This window comes from Rosenbergiella gaditana, from assembly GCF_018494065.1.
GTDB lineage: Bacteria > Pseudomonadota > Gammaproteobacteria > Enterobacterales > Enterobacteriaceae > Rosenbergiella > Rosenbergiella gaditana.
On sequence record NZ_JABBFR010000011.1, the window covers coordinates 66,957 to 88,698 of the forward strand.

General features: G+C 47.2%; 18 protein-coding genes. 8 read left to right on the plus strand and 10 right to left on the minus strand.

The genetic code is table 11. The annotated features are described in order from the left end of the window. Positions 1 to 36: 36 nt before the first annotated feature. Genes aaeB through aaeX form a run of 3 tightly spaced genes read right to left on the minus strand, consistent with a single transcriptional unit; the run spans position 37 to position 3,148 of the window. The gene (gene aaeB / locus HH682_RS09490; protein ID WP_214237326.1) at positions 37 to 1,992 is read right to left on the minus strand and encodes a p-hydroxybenzoic acid efflux pump subunit AaeB; all 1,956 of its coding nucleotides are present in this window, start codon (positions 1,990 to 1,992) and stop codon (positions 37 to 39) included. Positions 1,993 to 2,004: 12 nt separating this feature from the next. Continuing rightward, positions 2,005 to 2,937, minus strand: coding sequence for a p-hydroxybenzoic acid efflux pump subunit AaeA (gene aaeA / locus HH682_RS09495; protein ID WP_214237327.1), 933 nt, complete (start codon positions 2,935 to 2,937; stop codon positions 2,005 to 2,007). A gap of 7 nt (positions 2,938 to 2,944) precedes the next feature. After that, a complete protein-coding gene (gene aaeX, locus HH682_RS09500) occupies positions 2,945 to 3,148 on the minus strand; it encodes a p-hydroxybenzoic acid efflux pump operon protein AaeX (protein ID WP_214237328.1) in 204 nt (67 codons plus the stop codon). Positions 3,149 to 3,413: 265 nt separating this feature from the next. On the opposite strand from aaeX, the gene aaeR reads away from it, so the two are divergent. Beyond that, complete coding sequence (gene aaeR / locus HH682_RS09505; protein WP_214237329.1) at positions 3,414 to 4,334, plus strand: HTH-type transcriptional activator AaeR; 921 nt, start codon at positions 3,414 to 3,416, stop codon at positions 4,332 to 4,334. 22 nt (positions 4,335 to 4,356) lie between these two features. Here aaeR and tldD read toward each other — a convergent pair whose 3' ends face one another. From tldD to mreB, 7 genes are all read right to left on the minus strand, one after another. Continuing rightward, positions 4,357 to 5,802: a metalloprotease TldD gene (gene tldD, locus HH682_RS09510; RefSeq protein ID WP_214237330.1), complete on the minus strand. Its 1,446-nt coding sequence runs from the start codon at positions 5,800 to 5,802 to the stop codon at positions 4,357 to 4,359. Between the two features lie 60 nt (positions 5,803 to 5,862). Continuing rightward, positions 5,863 to 9,693 carry an AsmA2 domain-containing protein YhdP gene (gene yhdP, locus HH682_RS09515; RefSeq protein WP_214237331.1) on the minus strand — a complete coding sequence of 1,277 codons (3,831 nt, stop codon included), beginning with the start codon at positions 9,691 to 9,693 and terminating at the stop codon, positions 5,863 to 5,865. Between the two features lie 25 nt (positions 9,694 to 9,718). Beyond that, entirely contained in the window at positions 9,719 to 11,188 is a 1,470-nt protein-coding gene (gene rng / locus HH682_RS09520; RefSeq protein ID WP_214237332.1) for a ribonuclease G, read from the minus strand. Between the two features lie 15 nt (positions 11,189 to 11,203). Further along, complete coding sequence (locus tag HH682_RS09525; protein WP_214237333.1) at positions 11,204 to 11,773, minus strand: Maf family protein; 570 nt, start codon at positions 11,771 to 11,773, stop codon at positions 11,204 to 11,206. An 8-nt stretch (positions 11,774 to 11,781) separates the two neighbouring features. Then, positions 11,782 to 12,270 (minus strand): rod shape-determining protein MreD, encoded by a 489-nt coding sequence (gene mreD / locus HH682_RS09530; protein WP_214237334.1) that lies wholly within the window; start codon positions 12,268 to 12,270, stop codon positions 11,782 to 11,784. Beyond that, the gene (mreC, locus tag HH682_RS09535) at positions 12,267 to 13,283 is read right to left on the minus strand and encodes a rod shape-determining protein MreC (RefSeq protein WP_214237335.1); all 1,017 of its coding nucleotides are present in this window, start codon (positions 13,281 to 13,283) and stop codon (positions 12,267 to 12,269) included. The genes mreD and mreC overlap by 4 nt, the downstream gene beginning before the upstream one ends. Before the next feature lie 121 nt (positions 13,284 to 13,404). Continuing rightward, positions 13,405 to 14,448 carry a rod shape-determining protein MreB gene (mreB, locus tag HH682_RS09540; RefSeq protein WP_214237336.1) on the minus strand — a complete coding sequence of 348 codons (1,044 nt, stop codon included), beginning with the start codon at positions 14,446 to 14,448 and terminating at the stop codon, positions 13,405 to 13,407. Positions 14,449 to 15,085: 637 nt separating this feature from the next. Between mreB and aroQ the strand changes: the two genes are divergently transcribed. The 7 genes from aroQ to dusB all read left to right on the plus strand — a co-directional run bounded on the left by aroQ (position 15,086) and on the right by dusB (position 21,738). Continuing rightward, positions 15,086 to 15,538 (plus strand): type II 3-dehydroquinate dehydratase, encoded by a 453-nt coding sequence (aroQ, locus tag HH682_RS09545; RefSeq protein WP_214237337.1) that lies wholly within the window; start codon positions 15,086 to 15,088, stop codon positions 15,536 to 15,538. Between the two features lie 20 nt (positions 15,539 to 15,558). Further along, positions 15,559 to 16,035, plus strand: coding sequence for an acetyl-CoA carboxylase biotin carboxyl carrier protein (gene accB / locus HH682_RS09550; RefSeq protein WP_214237338.1), 477 nt, complete (start codon positions 15,559 to 15,561; stop codon positions 16,033 to 16,035). Between the two features lie 10 nt (positions 16,036 to 16,045). Further along, entirely contained in the window at positions 16,046 to 17,395 is a 1,350-nt protein-coding gene (accC, locus tag HH682_RS09555) for an acetyl-CoA carboxylase biotin carboxylase subunit (protein WP_214237339.1), read from the plus strand. A gap of 68 nt (positions 17,396 to 17,463) precedes the next feature. Then, positions 17,464 to 17,694 carry a DUF997 family protein gene (locus tag HH682_RS09560; protein WP_214237340.1) on the plus strand — a complete coding sequence of 77 codons (231 nt, stop codon included), beginning with the start codon at positions 17,464 to 17,466 and terminating at the stop codon, positions 17,692 to 17,694. A 4-nt stretch (positions 17,695 to 17,698) separates the two neighbouring features. Then, positions 17,699 to 19,147 (plus strand): sodium/pantothenate symporter, encoded by a 1,449-nt coding sequence (gene panF, locus HH682_RS09565; RefSeq protein WP_214237341.1) that lies wholly within the window; start codon positions 17,699 to 17,701, stop codon positions 19,145 to 19,147. A gap of 10 nt (positions 19,148 to 19,157) precedes the next feature. Next, on the plus strand, positions 19,158 to 20,048 hold the full coding sequence (prmA, locus tag HH682_RS09570; RefSeq protein ID WP_214237342.1) for a 50S ribosomal protein L11 methyltransferase: 891 nt from the start codon (positions 19,158 to 19,160) through the stop codon (positions 20,046 to 20,048). 724 nt (positions 20,049 to 20,772) lie between these two features. Beyond that, the gene (dusB, locus tag HH682_RS09575) at positions 20,773 to 21,738 is read left to right on the plus strand and encodes a tRNA dihydrouridine synthase DusB (RefSeq protein ID WP_092671054.1); all 966 of its coding nucleotides are present in this window, start codon (positions 20,773 to 20,775) and stop codon (positions 21,736 to 21,738) included. Positions 21,739 to 21,742: the final 4 nt, after the last annotated feature.

Consider the following 21,742-nt stretch of genomic DNA (forward strand, 5'->3'; position numbering starts at 1 on the left):
GGCAGGCAACCTAAAAGTCGACTGCCAGTCTTAAGGTTAGATATTGATCATCGTTGACTGGTAACGCGTTAAAATATCCGTTAACCGGTGTACCGACTCTTGCATTGGAATGGAAGCCTGATGCTCACCAAGTAACTGTTCGTAGACCGTTAACTCTTTAAGTAATCGCGTGTAGTAATACTCTTTCTTTTCTACGCTGTGAGCAGCAATCACCTTATCACCCGTTAAACGCAATTGCTGATGGAAATCAGATAACACGGGATTGGGTGGGATCGCAAAGCTCCGCAGTCGCTGCTGGCTAATAATCAGCGTTAGGGCTAAGCGGTATTTATTGAGATCGCCAGGAAACATATTTAGCAACATGAACAGCTGTTGGTAAAGTGCCGGTAAATGGTTTTCTCTACGACGAGAAGGGTTTGTGGTTAATGAGGCCACTGCCGCATACATTAAACGGTTAAGTATTTTACGTCCCGTCTTGGCTTTTGACTTATCCCTGATCAGTAGTATCACCATCAACGATAAGAAGCACCCAATCATTTGACCCAAAGCGTTATCTAAAAAGGACTCAATCGGAAAAGTAATGGGGTTACTCAACACAATAACGTTTAGCGTGCCGATAAATCCGCCCAACGCCCCGACTTGCCGACGTTGGATCAGTACGCCTGCTATAAAAGTTAAGACACCGATAATGAGACAGAGTAAAAAAATACTCTGTTGCGTATTTGGCATTAAATAGGCGTAATAAAGTAAACCGATAGGGAAAGCTGCGGTCATCCCATAGAGAAAATCTTTTGCCATCATCAGCGGGTTGGGAATTCGCATAGCCAACCCGGTAACCACTGCCAACATAATCATACAGCCACTTCCCGCATTCCAGCCGGAATAGAGCCAGAATAATACCCCAGAAAACGTCGCAACGAAGGTACGAATTCCGTTAATCATCGCATGATGGGTTTCTGCTGACCGTGGCGCAACGATCACTTCACGGCGAAGAATCACCTCTTCTGTGCCATTGATTCTAACGTTGCTACGTATTCCTTTTGATAATAAGAGATATTCTGAAGCCGCACTCACCCAGGTTGAGAGCGCCAAAGGAACGGATGCCGCCGGATATTCATTGAAAAGCTTACGCAATTCACGGACTTTATTACGCAGGTCACTAATAGTGTCGACTTTCTGCTCGATCACTTCAACAAACGCGCTAGAGAGGTATTCAGGATGAGCCTGTAGATTTAAGTAGGTTTCCGTTGAATGGGTAATCATCGTTAAAGAGAGCGTATTTAACATTTTCAAACGACGACTACTGTTTTGCCAATGCGAGGATTCCATTTTCAACTGACTGCGCATGCCGCCAAAGGCACTGCTGCGCGCGACTAAGCTACTCCAGGCTTTATCAATATCTTCTTTCTCACCTCGACCCACGCACAATTGTAGCAATTGATACTGTGCTAACAGGAGTTGGTCTACTTCTTGGTCAATTACGCGTTTGATCGAACGAGGAGATAAAAAGGTGTCCGATAATATCGCACAAATAATACCGATAAAAATCTCGCTGCAGCGTTCAACCGCTAACCGAGGCATCAACTCCATAGAACCCGATGCATTAGAAGAGATAATAATGATTAACGCTGTGTAGCCAGCCAAGCCGAAAGCGTAAGAGTTATCCACTTTGACCAGCGACGAGATCCACACACAAAATCCCGCCCAAAGACAGCTGAGAAACAACATAACCATCGGTGCTCTGATCGTCGTCATCACGATAGCTAACGCCGCGATACAACCAAGAAAGGTACCAATAATACGTAATAATCCACGGTAACGCAGTGCGCCGGAATAAGGATCCCCTCCTGCAGCAAAGGCTTGTCCACCCGCCACAATACCGGCGGTCATCACCGCCCAACGTGGGGTTTCTAAATTAAAATAGAACCCCAGTAACATCGCTAACAAAACAGCAAACGTTAATTTAACTGGGAAGCGTAAGAACTGAATCATACCGCCTCCAGATTATCCAAATTCGCGCAGTCGGTTAGTCAACTTCTCCAGAGGGGAAGGCTCACGATCAAGACGATCTTTTTCGCCTGTAATAATTACTGTCGCAGTCGTTCCCGCCGGGAAGCGATTACTCACTTGTTCATCGAGATGGATACGGACCGGCACACGCTGCGCTAAGCGCACCCATTCCAAGTTAGAATCAACACTGGCCATCCCTTTGCTATCGTTACTGCTACTACTGTTGGTGACCCCTGCTGCAACACTTTCAACCGTGCCACGCAGTGTTAAATTACTGCCCAAAGGCGTAATTTCTGCGCGCAAACCAGGGCGTACTGCGTGCAGCTTAGTCTCTTCAAGATAGGCTGTTACATAGAAGGTGTGCTCTTTCACTAAGGCAACGGCGACGGAACCTCGGCTAATAAATTCGCCACCATAAACATTTAAGTTAGTGATCCAGCCATCTGCCGGTGCTTTAACCGTTGCACGGACAAGATCAAGCTGAGCCAGATCCCTTACTGCAGCTGCTTTCGCGAGTTGATGTTCACTGGTTTGAAGGTCGTTGTTCGCTTGCTCAACCGCTTCGCGTGATAACGCTACGGTACTCAATTGATTGCGCCGTGCGGCTTCACGTCGTTTCTCGGCGACAACGGCTTGGTAATAATCAACGTCGGCTTGTGCTTCATCTAAGGCTTCTTTAAAGCGTGGGCGGTCGATCTCAAACAGTATCTCCCCTTGCTTAACATATTGGTTATCGTGAACATTCACTTGTGTGATCAAACCCGTTACGTCAGGCGCAATAGCGACCACGTCTGCAGAGAATTTTGCGTCACGCGTCCAAGGGGATTCGGTATAATACACCCATGTACGAAAAACAATCACAATGGCGACAATCACTAACACAACGGTAATCGCGTAGCGGGCCACTTTTTTTATTAACGTTTTCACTGAAACCTCAGACTATTAAACTCGAAACGAGATAAAACACACAGCAGTAAAGGGCGGTATTGACTAGGGAGGGGTGCCAAACCAAATCATAGATACCGGTTGGTGTGAGCACTTTTTTGACTAGCCAAAACACAATGAGAGATAAGATAAGCTCAATAAAAATAGGTGGAAATGAGAGCCCAAATATCACCAAAACTGGATGCACACTCATGTAAAATCCTTTAACACAATAGCCAGCGAGCCACTCGGCATGGGTTACTGGAAAGCTTTAAGATCCATAATGGCGACTTATTCGGTTCAAAGGTAATGAAAACCGTGCCATTACCCATCAGGAACCGAACCAAAAAATCACTACAGACAGAGACGACGATGCGAGAATAGAAAAATAAATTTCTATTAATAACGCTATAGTAACTTGTCTCTGCGATAATTTTCTATACTTTGTGAACTAAATCACTTTTAACTCAGAGTTAATAATGGAACGATTAAAACGAATGGCCGTGTTTGCCAAAGTTGTCGAACTGGGTTCATTTACCGCGGTTGCACAGCAGATGCAAGTCAGTGTTTCTTCAATCTCACAGACTATCTCCCGCTTAGAAGGTGAACTTAATATTAAGCTCCTCAATCGCAGTACACGCCGTATCGGCATGACGCAAGCGGGAAAGATCTATTATTTGGGTTGTCAGCGAATGCTCAACGAAGCCAGCCGCGTTCACGAGCAGTTATTTGAATTTAATAATACGCTAGTAGGTACATTGCGTATTGGCTGTAGCACCACGATGGCACAAAATGTTCTCGCACCTATCGCCATGAAATTATTGGCAGATTACCCCGGACTCGAAATCGACCTGATTACCGATAATCCCACCCCCGATTTGATCACACACGGCTTAGATCTAGTGCTGAGGACGGGTCACTTAGAGAATTCAACGCTCTTTTCACGTCAGATTGGCGCTATGCCAATGGTGATTTGCGCCAGCAAAGAGTATCTCAGTCAAATCTCTCTTCCTACTCATCATAGTGAGCTTGCGTCGCTCTCTTGGTTGGAATATACCTTGTCGCCCTATAATGAAATGGAACTCACTGCTCCAGATGGCGAGCTCATTCACCTTTCTCTTCGCGGCCGCTTCGCCACGAATGATCCGCAAACCTTAGTGCATTGGCTCAAATCGGGGGCAGGTATCGCTTATATGCCTATGATGTGGGTGATGGATGAAGTCAAACAGGGGAATATTAGTATTTTACTGCCCGAATATAGCTCGAAGCCGCGGCCAGTGCATGCCCTCTATACAGAAAAGGATAAGCTGCCGCTTAAAGTCCAAATCTGTTTATCTTTACTGACTGAGTATTTCAAAGAAATGGCCACGCGCTACGAACTCTTTTTAAGCAAAAGGTAGCTTTACGCTACCTTTAAATCGCTTAAGCCGTTCCGCCAACGGTCAAGCGGTCGAGTTTCAGCGTTGGTTGTCCCACGCCTACTGGGACACTTTGTCCCTCTTTGCCGCAAACCCCAACACCTTTATCAAGGGCGAGATCGTTGCCGACCATCGAGATTTGCTGCATCGCTTCAATACCAGAGCCAATCAGAGTTGCCCCTTTTACCGGCGAGGTGATCTTACCTTTTTCAATTAGGTACGCTTCCGACGTTGAGAAAACAAATTTTCCTGACGTGATGTCAACTTGACCGCCACCAAAATTGGGGGCGTAAATACCGTAATCAACACTTTCAATGATCTCTTGTGGCGTCGATTGACCCGCCAGCATATAAGTGTTTGTCATCCTAGGCATAGGAAGATGTGCATAAGATTCGCGGCGGCCATTACCCGTTGGAGGAAGCCCCATCAAGCGCGCGTTCAATTTATCTTGGATAAAACCTTTCAGGATACCCTTTTCAATCAATACATTGTATTGGCCAGGAACCCCTTCATCGTCGATAGCGATCGAGCCACGTAGCCCACTTAACGTTCCATCATCCACGACGGTACAAAGTTCCGACGCCACAGGCTGCCCCATTTGTCCACTGAACATCGACGTACCACGGCGGTTAAAGTCACCTTCTAATCCGTGGCCAACTGCTTCATGGAGTAATACGCCGGGCCACCCTGCGCCCAGCACAACCGGTAGCGTGCCAGCCGGGGCCGCGATAGCGGAAAGGTTGACCAACGCCATTCTTACCGCTTCCTTTGCCCAACCATCACAGCGGGTTTCGCCTTGATCATCAAGTAAGAAAAATTCATAGCCAGTGCGTCCACCACCGCCACAAGAACCATGCTCGCGTTTCCCTTTGTCCTCAACTTGTACGCTGATTGATAAGCGAACCAGTGGTCGAATATCTGCCGCAAACGTGCCATCGGTGGCCGCAATAAGAACTTCTTCGTAAACACCGGATAAGTGAGCACTTACCTCTTGAACCCGTGGGTCAGCATCACGCGCAACGCGATTCACGCGGTGCAGCAGCGCAATTTTATCTTCGCGAGTCAAACTATCTAACGGGTTAACCGCAGCGTATAATGCATTGTGCTCAACCGCCGCTAAGGTCCGCACTTTTCCATCACCTTGCTCTTGAACAATACTGCGTGCTGCACCAGCACTCTGTTCGAGGGCCTTTAAAGTCAATTGATCTGCGTAAGCAAAACCGGTTTTCTCGCCACTGATGGCGCGAATACCAACCCCTTGATCAATATGCCAAGACCCTTCTTTGATGATGTTATCCTCAAGTCCCCATGATTCATGCATGCTGGACTGAAAATAGAGATCACCGTAGTCCAATTGACGCTCTGAAAGCTGGCTGAGTACCCGTGAGAGATCATGGTGCGTAATAGTATTTTGAGTTAGTAAATGCTCGCTAACCAGGTTCAGTTTCATAAATTCTCGCTTTTAATTAGCGCCATCGAGATATTCACTCGTTTTGGCTTTTTTCATTCTTCACTTACGCAGGACTTCTTTGACTTCCGGTTTGCCCATCGGTCCAGTGATACTGTAGCGTAATAACGATATTTTACTCCAGATGGGGGACAATACCTTACTTGCCACAACCACTGAAGCGCCAACAATAGGGTTTATAGCAAAGGCCGCGGCAACACCCACTGGTACCGAGATTTCAGGAGCAACAGTTGCCAAGAGGTCAAACTGGCGATTAGTAAAATTCACATCACCATGCATACCAATATCTGCTTCTAAGCCATCGATATTAAGATTTTCAGTATGTAATATCCCTTTATCCATCCACGCTGTTCCAGTGATGCTATCGTAGTAGAAGCCGCTATCAAAGGTTCCTCTAAAATCGAAGCTAACTTTCCGCAGCAGCGCATCAATGCTTAACAAACGCAGGACTTGTCCAGCAGTCCCCGTCTCGACATGTCGGAAAGCCCCCTTTCCGGCATGTAACGTCAGTAACCCACTTAATGTCTGAGCTGAGGGCTGCCAAGGTACATCTTTCCAATGCAGGTCATAACCGAGCTGCAGCGGAGTATCACTAACCGGAACCTCTACACCAAACCAATGGGCTGCATCGGCAAGATTGTCGGTGTGTAAATGCCCTTTGAGTGCAGTGCGCTCTTGGCCAGGAACATTATTCCACTCTCCCATCACTGATAACCGACTGCGGCCAGTATCAATAGTGCCATCGCGCAAGGTTAACGTTTTCTGATTAACGCTAAATTTTCCTTTAATTTGACCAAAATTCTGTCCGGCAAACCAACAGGATGTACAGGTCGCATCAAGCTGTGGCCATTGGCTGAAATCAATCTGATTTGCCTGCATGGGCTGTGCGACCTGTTGTAGCGCACCGGTGGCCGGGAACTGTGGGTTATAGTAGAGGTAGTCGACGTTTAGCAACCAAGGCTGGCCCTGCCTAACCTGTAAGTTACCTCGGGCCTCATCACTGTTCACTGATATATGCGGCTTTGAAAGTAACTGTTGTACCTTAAGGCTTAGGTTACGCCATTGTTGTCCATAAAGGGCTAACGTTGGAGTCGTTGCCTGTAATGTTGCAGGCAGTCCAAAAGGAACATGCGTCTGCCAAGTTTGCGTCGTCGAACGGGGTTGCTCAGTTTTTCTCGATGAGCTGGATGCCATAGAGGGAAGCTTTTCTAATGCCGCAGTAAACTTATCGCCATCTAAGGCGGGTAGACGTATATCCATGACCGACTGCAAAGGTAATGACGGATGCTCATCGGCTTGGCTCGTCCATTGCCCTTTTTCTAGCGCCAATTTAGGCGACAGCTTCCACTGGGTCGTAAACCGTTGTTGATTATCTATCGCCCCCAATACCTGTAGTGTCGATAAATTGCCCGTGGCATCGATATTGATAGGGAAAGATTTTTTTCCTATACCTAATGCTTCCGGTAGTTTACCGCTTACCCTTGTCGCATCACTGACCACCTTAACACGGTAGGATGTCTCACCGTGGTGAGGAAGCGCTATCGTCACGTGGCTACGCCAAGGTAACCTTCCCGAAAACTGCTGATGCAACGTTTTAGGGAGAGCATTAATTTTTTCAAAAGCCCAATTACCGTTCGCCTGAACATCAATTGCAAACTGTTCGGCCTTTTCTTCTGTTGAGAAAGCAACATTAATTGGCTGCCCAAACCACTGTGCCGATATCGGGGTACTCTGCAATCTTCCATTATTGTAAGTAAATCGACCCGTGACACCTTTCATTTGCGTTTGTAACGGCACGATAGTTAATTGATTATTCTGTAAATTAACGTCTCCCTTCGCAACCACCTCTTTTCCATCCAGCGGGATGGTCAACCCTAAGTGTCCATAAACCTCGCCGTTAACCTTGAGTTGGTCTAATGCACGCCCAACACTATTGGTTAAAGGCGTCTGTTTCATATAACGATGAATATCTTCGCCTTGCCCCCGGATATCGCCATCGATCAGTAACTGTTCCCTATGATAATCGGGAATATTGGCCGTTACCTGTGTCACGGGGACATTACCTAAACGGATAGCAGCTGCCTTCATCCATAACCCGTTATTCACGAAGTTCAATTCTATATCGAGAGGGGATAACGCCGGCCATCCAGGCTGAAAAGCAAAAGTCGCCTGTTTTAACGGCACGGTAACCTGAAAAGTCCCCTCATTATGGATAAAGGGAAATTGATGAGGGTTCCCCGCAAAGACTAAGGTGGCATCTTTTGCCTTACCGCCTTGAATAGCGGTACTTAGGTAGTGCACTAAGCCTTTTGGCATGATTTTTATTGGGAAATAACGCCAAGCATCCGCACCATCCGTCGCATTAATCCCAGCTAAAATCTGTAAATTTGGCGGGTGCTTATCCGACTGTTGATACGAAAAGTCCCCACTGGCGGCGACAGATTTCGCGCTAACCTGAATATGTTGCCCAGAGAGGAACAGACTGTTGTCATCTCTTTTCCACAAGAAACCGCCGGAGAAATGTTTGAGTTCGAGCGGTGCCTGTAATTGTCCCTGAGAAGCCAACGTTTGTTGACCTAATTCCAGCTGTGTTTCGCCTTGCTCCATTCCCCCTGTCAACCAGCCAGAAAGCCCTGTTACCGCAGGGAGCTTCTGAAAAGCTTGCCATTTCAGCTCATGCCACTGCGCGGCAATGCGGGTTTGCTTAACATCTTGTAGTGGAATATCGGCTGCAAGGCGTGTAAAACGCCCTTGAGGATTTGCCTGCTGCCAAAGCTTGGCATAGGTAGACTGTAGGGGAGATATCAGTGGCACCAGCGGGGTAAGTCGTGCCAGATCAATATTAGCCGCACGGACTCTGACCACTGAGTTTTCTGCCGGTAGCCAAGGCTGTTCACTATCAGCTTGCCAATTCAATGCTAAGCTTCCTCGCGGCCACCGCGTCTTATCAATGGTGATCCCCGTATCGGGAAGTGATAAAACAAAGCCTTTGCCGACGCGAGATAACTTAGCCGAAAGCTGCGTGAGCTGTAACTGGTGGGCACTTTGATTAGCTTCCTGCCATTCGGCATCACCGTGATTGATGATGACGTCACCAGAGGATAACGTACCCTCTGCGAGGTTAAGCCAAACCATCAAACTAAGATGGGCTTTTTTTAAGTTGGTATTCTTATTGACCCAATTACCTAACCAAGGTTTGGCATCAATATCATCGACTTTAATCCAGATGGTGCCTTTATCGAGTAACTGTTGCTTATCGTGTAAGTTAACCCGTAATTGTGCGGTGCCATGCTGACCCGTAAAACTGCTCAGGTTCACTAATCCTTCTGCCCGATGTAACTTGCCTTCATTAAACCAGGTCAGTGTAGGAATATTCAGCGTTACACGCTGCCCAGAGGGAGAAGGGAAATCGAGAGTACTTTCACGAAGAATAAAGTGGTCGAAGCGCTGTAAAAATAGATTCTTAACTTTATTACTGTCGTAACCAGTATGCGGGGAGGACTCTTTTTGTGAGAATTGCTGCACAGAGAAATGTAACTGCCAAAAAGTCAGATCACGAAATTGTAAGTTTGCGTGGAACAGCGATTGCCATATATCAAGGGCTAAAGTCACTTTCTTTATATGTAGCTTGCCGCCATCGGCCAACTCGGCTGAGAAATTATCGACATCTAGCGTTGGACCAAAGCTTTTCCACTCACCTTGTAGTTTAGCTGCTGAGAAATGAATACCCGTTGCTGCAGAAGCGGCATTAAGAAGTTGCGTGCGATAATGGTCCATGTAAGGCATAGCCAAACGTAATGCCGTCACAAAAAGTGCCGCAATTACGATCAGCGCGGTAATTATCCGTAACATCCATTGCGATAGCCTGCTCACTGTCCCCTCACTCCATCGACTGCTATTACATTAGTACTACGTCAAACTGCTCTGGTGTATAGAGAGGTTCGACTTGTACTTTGACCTGTTTACCTAAAAAGATTTCGACTTCCGCCAATGCATGGGCTTCTTCATTTTTTAACGCCTCACAGACTCTGGGCGACGCATAGACCAAATAGCTGTCAGAGTCGTAGCTATGGTGCACGCGCACAATCTCACGCATGATCTCATAGCAGACGGTATCGGCTGTTTTGACACTGCCTCGCCCTTGGCAGGTCGGGCACTTTCCACATAAAATATGTTCTAAGCTTTCGCGCGTACGCTTACGCGTCATTTCAACCAGTCCTAACGATGAGAAACCGTTAATACTGCTTTTCACCCTGTCCTTACTCATCGCACTTTCTAGCGTATGCAACACTCGCCGACGATGTTCCTCGTTACTCATATCAATGAAATCGATAATGATGATACCGCCTAAATTACGCAACCGTAGTTGTCGCGCAATGACTTGCGTCGCTTCAATATTCGTATTAAAAATCGTTTCTTCAAGATTACGATGACCAACAAATGCCCCGGTATTAATATCAACAGTGGTCATCGCTTCCGTCTGATCAATAATGAGGTAGCCGCCAGACTTCAACGCCACTTTTCGATCCATCGCCCGTTGAATTTCATTCTCTACATCGAAGAGATCGAAGATCGGCTGCTTTTCGCTATAGTGCTCTAGTTTTTCGGTAAGTTCAGGAACATATTCGGCCGTGAATTCTAACAGCTTTTCATATGTCGCCTTCGAATCGACACGAATATGGTCAAGCGGTGCTTCAACGAAATCGCGCAATACGCGTGCCGCCAGGGCAATCTCTCCATAAAGTTTGATCCGCGTCTGATTTCGCTTTTTACGCTTACACACCTTAGCCCATAAGCGCTTTAAAAAGGCCGCATCACGTGCCAGTTCGTTATCACTAATCCCTTCCGCAGCGGTACGGATGATAAAGCCGCCCTGTTCGTCACAATATTGATTAACCGCCTGCTTAAGACGTGCACGTTCCGACTCACTTTCAATTCGCTGAGAAACTCCCACATGGGACGCCCCAGGCATAAAAACAAGATAGCGGGAGGGCAGTGTGATATCGGTGGTGAGCCTCGCCCCTTTGGTCCCAAGAGGATCTTTAACAACTTGCACCACCAAGTCTTGGCCAGGCCGAACTAATTCAGAAATATTTTTAACATGGAACTTTTTCTGCTCCTCCCCCGCTACACATTCAGTGTGCGGCATAATGTCGGAAGCATGGAGAAACGCAGATTTGTCTAAGCCAATATCCACAAAGGCCGCTTGCATACCAGGCAGTACACGGCTCACGCGACCTTTGTAGATATTCCCGACAATCCCTCTTTTCGCTTCTCGCTCGATATGAATTTCTTGCAGAATGCCATTATCGAGGTAAGCAACACGTGTTTCAGAAGGCGTAACATTGATGAGCAGTTCAGCAGCCATTAACACTCCTTATCGCTATCGGTAGGATTGAAAGTCAGTCAGTAGTTCGTAGGTTTCCACCAGCGGCAGGCCTACCACTGCAGAGTAACTGCCCTGAATCTCACGGACAAAATTTCCACCCATCCCTTGGATACCATAAGCACCCGCTTTATCCATTGGTTCTTGTGTCTCGATATACTGATTAATTCGCTCTGGCGTTAAGGAACAAAATGTCACCGTCGTTTGTACACTAAGCGTTTTTATTGTGTGCCGGTCCGCCAGCGTTACGGCTGTTATCACCCGATGAGAGCGGCCTGATAGTTGAGTCAATATGTCAAAGGCATGGCTTGGCGATAACGGTTTTTCTAAAACTTGATCGCCGATAACGACAATGGTATCTGCACCCAGCACCGGTTTATTATCCGGGGCTATCTTGACCCCAGCCAGCGCTTTATCTTGCGACAACCGTGTCACGTATTCGAGCGGTAACTCGTCGACCCTTCGTTGCTCAATGACCTCAGTGATCAAGCGAGTGAACGGCACTCCTAATTGTGTTAACAGTTCGGCACGACGAGGAGAAGCGGAGGCAAGATAAATGGGGGTCATAGACAGCCTTACTGAATCGAAAATTGATAACGTATCTTACGCATCAATAAAAATAGCCAAGGCCACAATAATCCATCGACTAATGCACCCATAAAAATTTCTGGGCGGAAGGTGATGTCTGTCACCATAAACTGTACCCAGAAAACCATGACATCACTGACTAACGAGAACAGCACGACAACGCCGGCTTGCTGCCACAGCGCTAAATTTCGAAATAGCTGAAAACGGTAAACAATCAGGTAGGCGATAATGCTAAAAGTTAAGGCTCGAATACCTAAGGCTGAGCCAGAAACTAAGTCCATCACCATGCCAATGAAAAAACCAGTACCGATATTAACGCGGTGTGGTAGTGCCAGGATCCAATATAAGAGTAGCAGTAACATCCATGACGGCCGGAACATATAATACTGTTCCGGCCATGGCATCACTTGCAATACTAATGCGATGACAAATGAAAGCCAGATAACCCAACCACCTTGTCTACGATAGCGACTCAAGGACGCCCTCCAGACGAAAGGGGTTGCTTGGTGGCCGATGGAGCCCGATCAGCAGGTGTTGTATTCGTAGATGGAGGTGTGATTGGCGCAGGTGTCGTCGCTGCTGGAGTCGGTATTTGCGGCATCATCTGCTGTAAACGCTCATTAGCCACTTGGTTCACCTCTTGAGGGGTTGCCGATACGCCCGATTTATTATCATTGTTCCACAATAATAATAGATAGCGTAAACGTTGCAAGTCCGCCGCAGGCCGTACTTCAATTACTGTCGTCGCTCGCTGTGTATCCGGTGTTACGGAGGCAACAACACCAACCGGATACCCCTCAGGGAAGCGTCCGCCCAAGCCTGACGTCACTAAGTCGTCCCCTACTTTCACATCTGCATTGCCCGTCAAATGTTCAAGCTGTAAATGCTCAGCACACCCATTTCCGGTTGCAATCGCACGTAAATCATTACGCAGAACTTGAACAGGTAAGGCATGCGAACCATCACAGATCAGCAACACACGACTGGAGAATTGGGCGACCGCAATCACCTGCCCAACGACGCCTTTATCGCTAATAACCGGCTGTCCTTCATACACGCCACTGCGGCTGCCTTTATCAATCACAACTTGATGACTATAGGGGTCAGTTGCTTCCGAAATAACTTGGGTCACCATTTTATGTTCATCTTGGCGAAGTGGAGAACCAAGCAGTTCCCTTAAGCGAACATTCTCTTGTCGATATTGCCCTAATAGCAGTAACTGGCTGTTCTTCAGCCGGAGCTCTCGTTGGAGAACCTGGTTTTCTTGCTCGAGGGTTTGACGGGAGGTGAGTGCGTCTGCAGTACTATCGAGAAAACGACGAGGGCCATCAGCCATAAAGTAAAACGGACTGACTGAGGTGTCGAGATAATCACGTATCCCTCGAAAGGAGCTAACATGACTGTCCGTAATGATAACTGCTATAGCCGCCAATACAGCTAACACTAAGCGTATCTGCAGAGAAGAGCCTCTGCTAAAAATCGGCTTCATAAAATCCTGCGCGTTTTTCACATAAAACAAGGGAGCGCGTTTCTATGCACTCCCCAAGGCCGGAAAGGTGATTCTGCTGAATAAAGCGTAGTGCAAGATCTCTTATTCAGCGAATAAACCGCTACTCTTCGCTAAAGAGATCGCCGCCGTGAATATCAATCATCTCAAGTGCTTTACCGCCACCCCGTGCTACACATGTCAGTGGGTCTTCAGCAATGACGACAGGGATACCCGTTTCTTCAATCAATAAACGATCCAGATTACGTAACAGCGCACCCCCACCAGTTAGGACCATACCACGCTCTGAAATATCTGATGCCAGTTCAGGTGGGCACTGCTCTAAAGCGACCATTACCGCACTCACAATACCGGTTAGGGGTTCTTGTAGTGCTTCGAGGATTTCATTAGAGTTCAGGGTAAAGCCACGCGGTACACCTTCAGCAAGGTTACGTCCACGGACTTCAATTTCTAACACTTCGTCACCCGGATAGGCCGATCCGATTTCATGCTTAATCCGCTCAGCAGTCGCTTCACCGATCAGCGCGCCATAGTTACGACGCACGTAGTTGATAATCGCTTCATCAAAACGGTCACCGCCCACACGCACCGATGCAGAATAAACCACACCATTTAGTGAGATAACGGCAACTTCTGTAGTGCCCCCACCAATATCAACCACCATAGAACCTGTTGCTTCCGAAACAGGTAGACCCGCACCAATTGCGGCTGCCATAGGTTCTTCGATGAGGAAGACTTCGCGTGCGCCCGCCCCTAATGCCGACTCACGAATGGCTTTACGTTCAACTTGGGTCGCCCCAACCGGCACACAAACCAGTACACGAGGGCTTGGACGCATAAAGCTGTTGCTGTGAACTTGCTTGATAAAATGCTGAAGCATTTTTTCAGTGACAAAAAAGTCTGCAATCACACCGTCTTTCATTGGACGAATCGCCGCAATGTTGCTGGGCGTACGGCCAAGCATCTGCTTAGCCCCTTGTCCTACCGCAGCGACGCTTTTTTGCGAACCGGCTCGGTCTTGGCGAATTGCCACCACGGAAGGTTCATTCAGAACGATGCCTTGCCCTTTTACATAGATAAGGGTATTGGCAGTACCCAGGTCAATGGACAGGTCATTTGAAAACATGCCACGAAATTTTTTAAACATACTAGGGGGTAATCCTGCAAGCTGGGGGCGGAAATAAAATCCACCTACTCTACCAACCACTCGAAGCAGCGACAAGGCGCAAAATCTGGCGCTTCGGTGAAAACTTTAAGTTAATTGACATTCAGTACTCGTTAATCATCAACGATTGAACAAATACTTTAAAAAACAATTCGTTAACCAAAAATACTGATTCCGCAAAAACGCGTCGAGAAATAAAATCTAACACTTATACTTTATTTCTTCTTCCGCCTACATAGCAGAGAAATTCAACAACGCTTTGCAATGGATAAACGCTGGGGGATTCTACCCTTATTTGGTGATATTTGCCCAACTTTTAGCGTAATTATTCAACATAAAATTACCTCTAAACACTAGACTTCATTTAATTGAAGTACTTTTAGGCATAATCTTTCGGAACATTCTTTACGGGAAAGCTCGCGTCGTAGACAATTAATGGGAAACCCGCCGCTAAAATAGCGTCAATACTTGGCTGTTTTAGAGGCTAAAATCGCCAAAATTGCGCGACTCAATCACTAAATGACGTTAAATTCGGCTTTTTTTTTGTGTAACGGGTGACAAATAGATTCGGGCAGAGTATTTTACGCGGTGCTTAACTATTGCAGGAGATACCCGCAAGATGGCTAATAAATTTCACATTTTGCTCCTTAACGGTCCAAACCTTAACTTATTGGGGACACGGGAGCCAGAAAAATATGGTCATGACACCTTAGAAGATATCGTGTCATCACTGCAGATTCAGGCTCAGGATTTGAATGTGCAATTAAGTCATTACCAATCAAATGCGGAATCTGCGTTGATCGATCAAATTCATCTTGCCCGTGGCAAAGTGGATTACATCATCATCAATCCTGCGGCCTTCACGCACACAAGCGTAGCGATTCGTGATGCGTTTTTAGCGGTCAGCGTTCCCTTCATTGAAGTGCATCTCTCTAATGTGCATGCGCGTGAACCTTTCCGCCACCATTCATATCTTTCAGATATATCATCCGGCGTGATCTGCGGCCTCGGTGCTGACGGATATCGTTGGGCTTTACATACAGCGGTAAAACGCTTGTTAAATTCAAATTAATATAGAGTACGGAACCCACCATGGATATTCGTAAGATTAAAAAACTAATCGAACTGGTTGAAGAATCAGGCATTGCTGAGCTAGAAATTTCAGAAGGTGAAGAGTCAGTACGTATTAGTCGCTCACCCGCACATACCGGTTACCCGATGATGCAACATGCTTATGCGGCTCCAATGCAACCTGCTCCAGCATTAGCTGCTGCAGTAGCCCCTGCCGCAACGGATGCCGCTGTTACGCCAGTCGCTGCTGCGTCTGAAGTAACAGGACACACGGTTCGCTCACCAATGGTCGGTACTTTCTATCGTACACCTAGCCCAGATGCTAAGCCTTACATCGAAGTTGGCCAAAAAGTTAACGTCGGTGATACCCTCTGCATCGTTGAAGCGATGAAGATGATGAACCAAATCGAAGCGGATAAAGCAGGTGTGGTGAAAGCGATCCTAATCGAGAGCGGCCAACCGGTGGAATTCGACGAGCCAATGGTCATCATCGAATAACGAGGTCCCTATGCTGGAAAAAATTGTTATCGCAAACCGCGGTGAAATTGCACTGCGTATTTTACGTGCATGTAAAGAACTCGGTATCAAGACTGTGGCGGTTCACTCCACCGCTGACCGCGAGCTGAAGCACGTACTGATGGCTGACGAGACAGTCTGTATTGGTCCAGCACCATCAGTAAAAAGCTATCTGAATATCCCTGCACTGATTTCTGCAGCTGAGATCACTGGCGCTGATGCTATTCACCCTGGCTATGGATTTTTATCTGAGAACGCCGACTTTGCTGAACAAGTAGAACGTTCAGGTTTTGTGTTTATTGGTCCTAAAGCTGAGACGATTCGCCTGATGGGTGACAAAGTATCAGCGATCAATGCCATGAAAAAAACCGGTGTTCCTTGTGTGCCAGGATCTGATGGCTCACTGGGCGACGATATGGATAAAAATCGCCAAATTGCTAACCGTATTGGCTACCCAATTATCGTTAAAGCCTCAGGCGGCGGCGGCGGACGTGGTATGCGCGTCGTACGTAGCGATAAAGACTTAGAAACGTCCATCAAAATGACCCGTGCGGAAGCCAAAGCGGCTTTTAATAACGACATGGTCTACATGGAAAAATATCTTGAGAACCCTCGTCATATCGAGATCCAAGTTCTTGCCGATGGACAAGGCCAAGCCATCTACCTCGCGGAACGTGACTGTTCAATGCAGCGCCGTCACCAAAAGGTTGTTGAAGAAGCCCCTGCACCAGGGATCACGCCAGAGTTACGTAAGTTTATCGGCGACCGCTGTGCAAAAGCGTGTATCGACATCAACTACCGCGGTGCGGGTACCTTTGAGTTTCTCTTTGAAAACGGCGAGTTCTATTTCATCGAAATGAACACCCGTATTCAGGTAGAGCATCCAGTGACCGAAATGATCACCGGTGTCGATCTGATCAAAGAGCAACTGCGTATTGCGGCAGGGTTGCCTTTGAGCATCAAGCAAGAAGATGTTGAAGTGGTGGGTCATGCCATAGAGTGTCGTATCAATGCCGAAGACGCTAATACCTTTTTACCAAGCCCTGGTAAAATTACCCGTTTCCACTCTCCGGGTGGTTTTGGCGTTCGTTGGGAATCGCATATCTACTCTGGCTATACCGTTCCACCGCACTACGACTCCATGATCGGTAAACTGATCACTTATGGAGAAACACGTGCGGTTGCGATTGCGCGGATGAAGAATGCCCTGGCAGAGTTGATCATCGACGGGATTAAAACCAACGTTGATCTGCAGCTTCGCATTATGAACGATGAGAACTTCGAAGACGGTGGTACCAATATCCACTATTTAGAGAAGAAACTCGGTCTGCAAGAGAAGTAATTGCCTAGCAACCTTTTATTAAGGCCGGTCTGACCGGCCTTTTTCTTTGGTCTACAGTGAGGGCAAAGATGGATCCTCGTTTTGTACAAGCACATAAAGAAGCACGCTGGTCTCTCTTTTTAAGTGTAGGTTGGGTCGTCGTGTGGATCACTACCGCCTACGCTGGCGGCCAGGAATTAGGTATTTTCGGCTTCCCACGCTGGTTTGAATGGTCATGTTTGTTTGCTCCGGCATTATTTATCTTCCTCTGCTGGATGATGGTTCGATATCTCTTTGCAGACCTTCCCTTAGAGGACTAAACCAATGAACACGCATGTGCTCATTCCCTTGATGGTCTATCTACTGCTGGTCGTCATGATTTCTATCGTGGCCATGGTGCAGCAGAAGCGTGCTAAAGGTCCTTTCCTCACGGAATATTTTCTGGGTGGACGGACAATGAGTGGTTTCCTACTCGCCATGACATTAACCACCGCCTATATCAGCGCCAGTTCATTTATTGGTGGCCCTGGAGCCGCCTATCAATATGGGTTAGGTTGGGTAATGATTGCAATGGCTCAAGTACCCACGGTATGGCTTTCTCTGGGCGTTTTAGGGAAGAAATTTGCCATCCTCGCCAGGCGATATCAAGCGATTACACTTAACGACATGTTATATGCCCATTACCGCAGCCAGTGGGTAGTCTGGATAGCCAGTATCACACTATTAGTCGCGTTTATTGCGGTGATGACGGTACAATTTATCGGTGGCGCACGGTTATTGGAAACCGTAGTCGGTATCCCCTATACCCAAGGGCTATTAATCTTTGGGGCGATTATTGCGTTGTACACCTCATTAGGCGGCTTTAGAGCAAGTGTTCTCAATGATGTCTTGCAAGGTGTGGTGATGTTGGTCGGGACTTTTCTGCTGCTTTATGCCGTGATTCATGCTGCAGGCGGTACGGCACAAGCCGTGCACCAACTTAAGCTCATTAATCCACAATTAATTGAATTACGCGGTGCGGGGAATATTATTACGCCCAGTCTTATTATTTCTTTTACTGTATTGGTCTGCTTCGGTGTGCTCGGCTTACCCAATACAGCGATACGTTCTATCTCCTATAAAGATAGCCGCTCACTGCATCGCGGTATCTTGTTAGGGACTGCGCTATTGACCGTCTTAATGCTCGGAATGCATCTCTCCGGCGCACTAGGGCGGGTAATTTTGCCTAATCTCACCGTTCCCGATCAAGTGATCCCCACACTAATGATGAAAGTGCTACCGCCTTTTGCTGCAGGAATCTTTCTCGCCGCACCAATGGCGGCCATGATGTCGAATATCAATGCCCACCTTCTGCAAGCGTCGGCAACTTTGGTAAAGGATCTCTATTTACGACTGCGCCCGGCTGCGGCAACGCAAGAGAAGCATCTGCGTCGCCTCTCCGTTAGCTTTACCTTTGTGTTGGCCGTCGCGGTGATCCTTGCGGCGTGGCATCCACCACAAATGATTATTTGGCTAAACTTACTCGCCTTCGGTGCGTTAGAAGCCGTATTCTTATGGCCGTTGGTGTTAGGACTTTACTGGCGTAATGCTAACGCCTATGGTGCAATAAGTGGCATGTTGGTCGGTGCCGTGCTTTATAGCCTTCTCGCCAGTTTTTCAATACGCCTTGTAGGCTTACACCCCATCGTTCCAGCGTTAATCGCGAGTTTCCTCGCTTTTGTTGTCGGGAACCGTGTGGGACAGCAGGTCATCCCTGCCACCCCTAATCAATAATGGAAATGCTATGCCCTGGATTCAAATTAAGATAAATACCTCTGGAAGCCATGCGGAACAACTCGCGGAGGCCTTGGAGGAGACAGGTGCCGTGTCTGTCACCTTTCAAGATACTCATGATAATCCGGTCTATGAACCTCTACCAGGTGAGACACGCCTCTGGGGAGATACCGACATTATTGGCCTGTTCGATGCTGAAACCAATATGTCAACGGTCGTTAAGATGATGGCAGCCCACCCACTGTTAGGTGAAGATTTCCATCACAAAATAGAACAGATCGAAGATAAAGATTGGGAACGTGAATGGATGGACAACTTCCATCCAATGCGCTTCGGTAAGCGTCTGTGGATTTGCCCAAGCTGGCGCGATGTACCCGATGTAAACGCGGTGAATGTCATGCTTGATCCTGGGCTAGCCTTTGGAACCGGCACTCATCCAACGACCTCACTGTGCTTAACTTGGTTAGATGGATTGGATCTTGAAGGAAAGACAGTGATCGATTTCGGCTGTGGTTCTGGGATCTTAGCGATCGCCGCCCTAAAATTAGGGGCTTCACGTGCTATCGGTATTGATATCGATCCTCAAGCCATTCAAGCAAGCCGTGATAACGCCGAACGCAATGGCGTTGCAGAGAAACTCGAACTCTATTTGCCCCATGAGCAACCAGAAAATCTTCATGCTGATGTGGTCGTCGCCAATATTCTTGCAGGGCCCTTACGCGAACTCGCACCGTTAATCCGAGTGCTACCAGTAGCCGGGGGGGAACTCGGTTTATCCGGTATCTTAGCGAGCCAAGCAGAAAGTGTTTGCGAAGCCTACGCACAACATTTCGTGTTAGACCCGGTCGCCGAGAAAGAAGAGTGGTGTCGTATTACCGGTAAGCGCCGTCATACGCCGTAAGCCTAATGTGCTATAGGGCAACCAGCTTACCTAAAGTTTGCTGATATTATCGCAGCACGCATTATAAGTGCTGCGATAATACAGGCAGAGAGATGAAAAATTTTATCCCGTTATACTCCCTTAAAAGGTCTCTTTTTTACACAGAGAAACTGAGAGTCACTTAGCCGTTTAATCATACTTTTGACATGGACAATAAATAAAAAAGTGTTACTTGAGGTGATTGACCAAGTCCCCAGGGCATAAGTATCAAGCGAAATCATTCAGTCAAACCATAGGTATTACCTGATTATCTTCTACCTCCAAGCGCTGTTATCAATTCAACGGTTCACTCATTACCCCACCCTGTACTGAAAGGGTCTTTGGCGCGTGATAACAGAGAGTGTTAACTTCCCGTGCAACAATTCGCGAGCGTCAACTCACTGCTCAGCATGACCATAATCGCCCTATTAACCGTTGAATAGACGGATGGCACTGCAAATCATGGCGTAATCGGTAAGGGTGGCATAACTTTTTGAACGCCTGTTACCCCCCCTTAGTAGCAATATTTAAATCAAAAATAATAATATAAGCCATTGTTTAATATAACTATTAACCATATTAGCCTAGGGCAGAATAAAACAAAAAAAGGCTTTAAAACAAATTGTTCAAAGTTTGGCCTTTCATCTTCTAGAAAAAATGCGTAATATACGCCGCCTTGCGAACATTTAAGGCCACTTTCTACCCTATGCGCATTGGACAATACCAGCTTCGAAATCGCCTGATTGCCGCGCCGATGGCCGGAATTACTGATCGTCCTTTTCGTACGCTTTGTTATGAAAATGGTGCTGGATTGACCGTGTCAGAGATGTTGTCGTCGAACCCACAGGTGTGGGCAAGTGATAAATCTCGACTACGTATGGTACATAGTGACGAGCCGGGTATCCGCTCGGTACAGATAGCAGGGTGTGATCCTGATGAGATGGCTGCAGCAGCAAGAATCAATGTTGATTCTGGCGCACAAGTTATTGATATCAATATGGGTTGCCCGGCCAAAAAAGTTAATCGTAAGATGGCAGGCTCTGCCTTACTCCAACATCCTGATATTGTAGAATCCATTCTACGTGCCGTGGTGAATGGTGTTGACGTGCCTGTCACGCTAAAAATTCGTACCGGATGGGATACTGATAATCGCAATTGTGTTGAAATTGCCCAATTGGCTGAACGCTGTGGTATTCAAGCATTAACCATTCATGGTCGGACTCGTGCCTGCTTGTTTAATGGGGAAGCGGAATACGACAGTATTCGGACAGTTAAGCAGAATGTTTCTATTCCCGTTATTGCGAATGGAGACATCACTGACCCGCATAAAGCCAGAGCAGTATTGGACTACACTGGAGCTGATGCTCTAATGATAGGCCGTGCTGCTCAGGGAAGACCATGGATCTTCCGGGAAATCCAGCATTACCTGGACACAGGGGAGCTACTTGCACCGAAGCCACTCGTTGAGGTGAAGTCAATGCTAATCGGACATATACGGGAGTTGCACGGCTTTTATGGCCATGCCAAGGGATACCGTATTGCCCGCAAACATGTCTCTTGGTACTTACAAGAACATGCTCCTGATGACCAGTTTCGGCGCTCATTCAACGCTATAGAGGATGCCAGTGAACAACTGGAAGCGTTGGAAGCATACTTCGAAAACCTGGCGTAAACGA

Bases quoted from the DNA above. Each gene is read 5' to 3' on its own strand.
- HH682_RS09560 (WP_214237340.1), top strand. From the start codon at position 17,464: ATGGATCCTCGTTTTGTACAAGCACATAAAGAAGCACGCTGGTCTCTC.
- mreB (WP_214237336.1), bottom strand. From the start codon at position 14,448: ATGTTTAAAAAATTTCGTGGCATGTTTTCAAATGACCTGTCCATTGAC.
- accB (WP_214237338.1), top strand. From the start codon at position 15,559: ATGGATATTCGTAAGATTAAAAAACTAATCGAACTGGTTGAAGAATCA.
- tldD (WP_214237330.1), bottom strand. From the start codon at position 5,802: ATGAAACTGAACCTGGTTAGCGAGCATTTACTAACTCAAAATACTATT.
- prmA (WP_214237342.1), top strand. From the start codon at position 19,158: ATGCCCTGGATTCAAATTAAGATAAATACCTCTGGAAGCCATGCGGAA.
- rng (WP_214237332.1), bottom strand. From the start codon at position 11,188: ATGGCTGCTGAACTGCTCATCAATGTTACGCCTTCTGAAACACGTGTT.
- aaeB (WP_214237326.1), bottom strand. From the start codon at position 1,992: ATGATTCAGTTCTTACGCTTCCCAGTTAAATTAACGTTTGCTGTTTTG.
- aaeR (WP_214237329.1), top strand. From the start codon at position 3,414: ATGGAACGATTAAAACGAATGGCCGTGTTTGCCAAAGTTGTCGAACTG.
- aaeX (WP_214237328.1), bottom strand. From the start codon at position 3,148: ATGAGTGTGCATCCAGTTTTGGTGATATTTGGGCTCTCATTTCCACCT.
- dusB (WP_092671054.1), top strand. From the start codon at position 20,773: ATGCGCATTGGACAATACCAGCTTCGAAATCGCCTGATTGCCGCGCCG.
- HH682_RS09525 (WP_214237333.1), bottom strand. From the start codon at position 11,773: ATGACCCCCATTTATCTTGCCTCCGCTTCTCCTCGTCGTGCCGAACTG.
- aroQ (WP_214237337.1), top strand. From the start codon at position 15,086: ATGGCTAATAAATTTCACATTTTGCTCCTTAACGGTCCAAACCTTAAC.
- mreC (WP_214237335.1), bottom strand. From the start codon at position 13,283: ATGAAGCCGATTTTTAGCAGAGGCTCTTCTCTGCAGATACGCTTAGTG.
- accC (WP_214237339.1), top strand. From the start codon at position 16,046: ATGCTGGAAAAAATTGTTATCGCAAACCGCGGTGAAATTGCACTGCGT.
- panF (WP_214237341.1), top strand. From the start codon at position 17,699: ATGAACACGCATGTGCTCATTCCCTTGATGGTCTATCTACTGCTGGTC.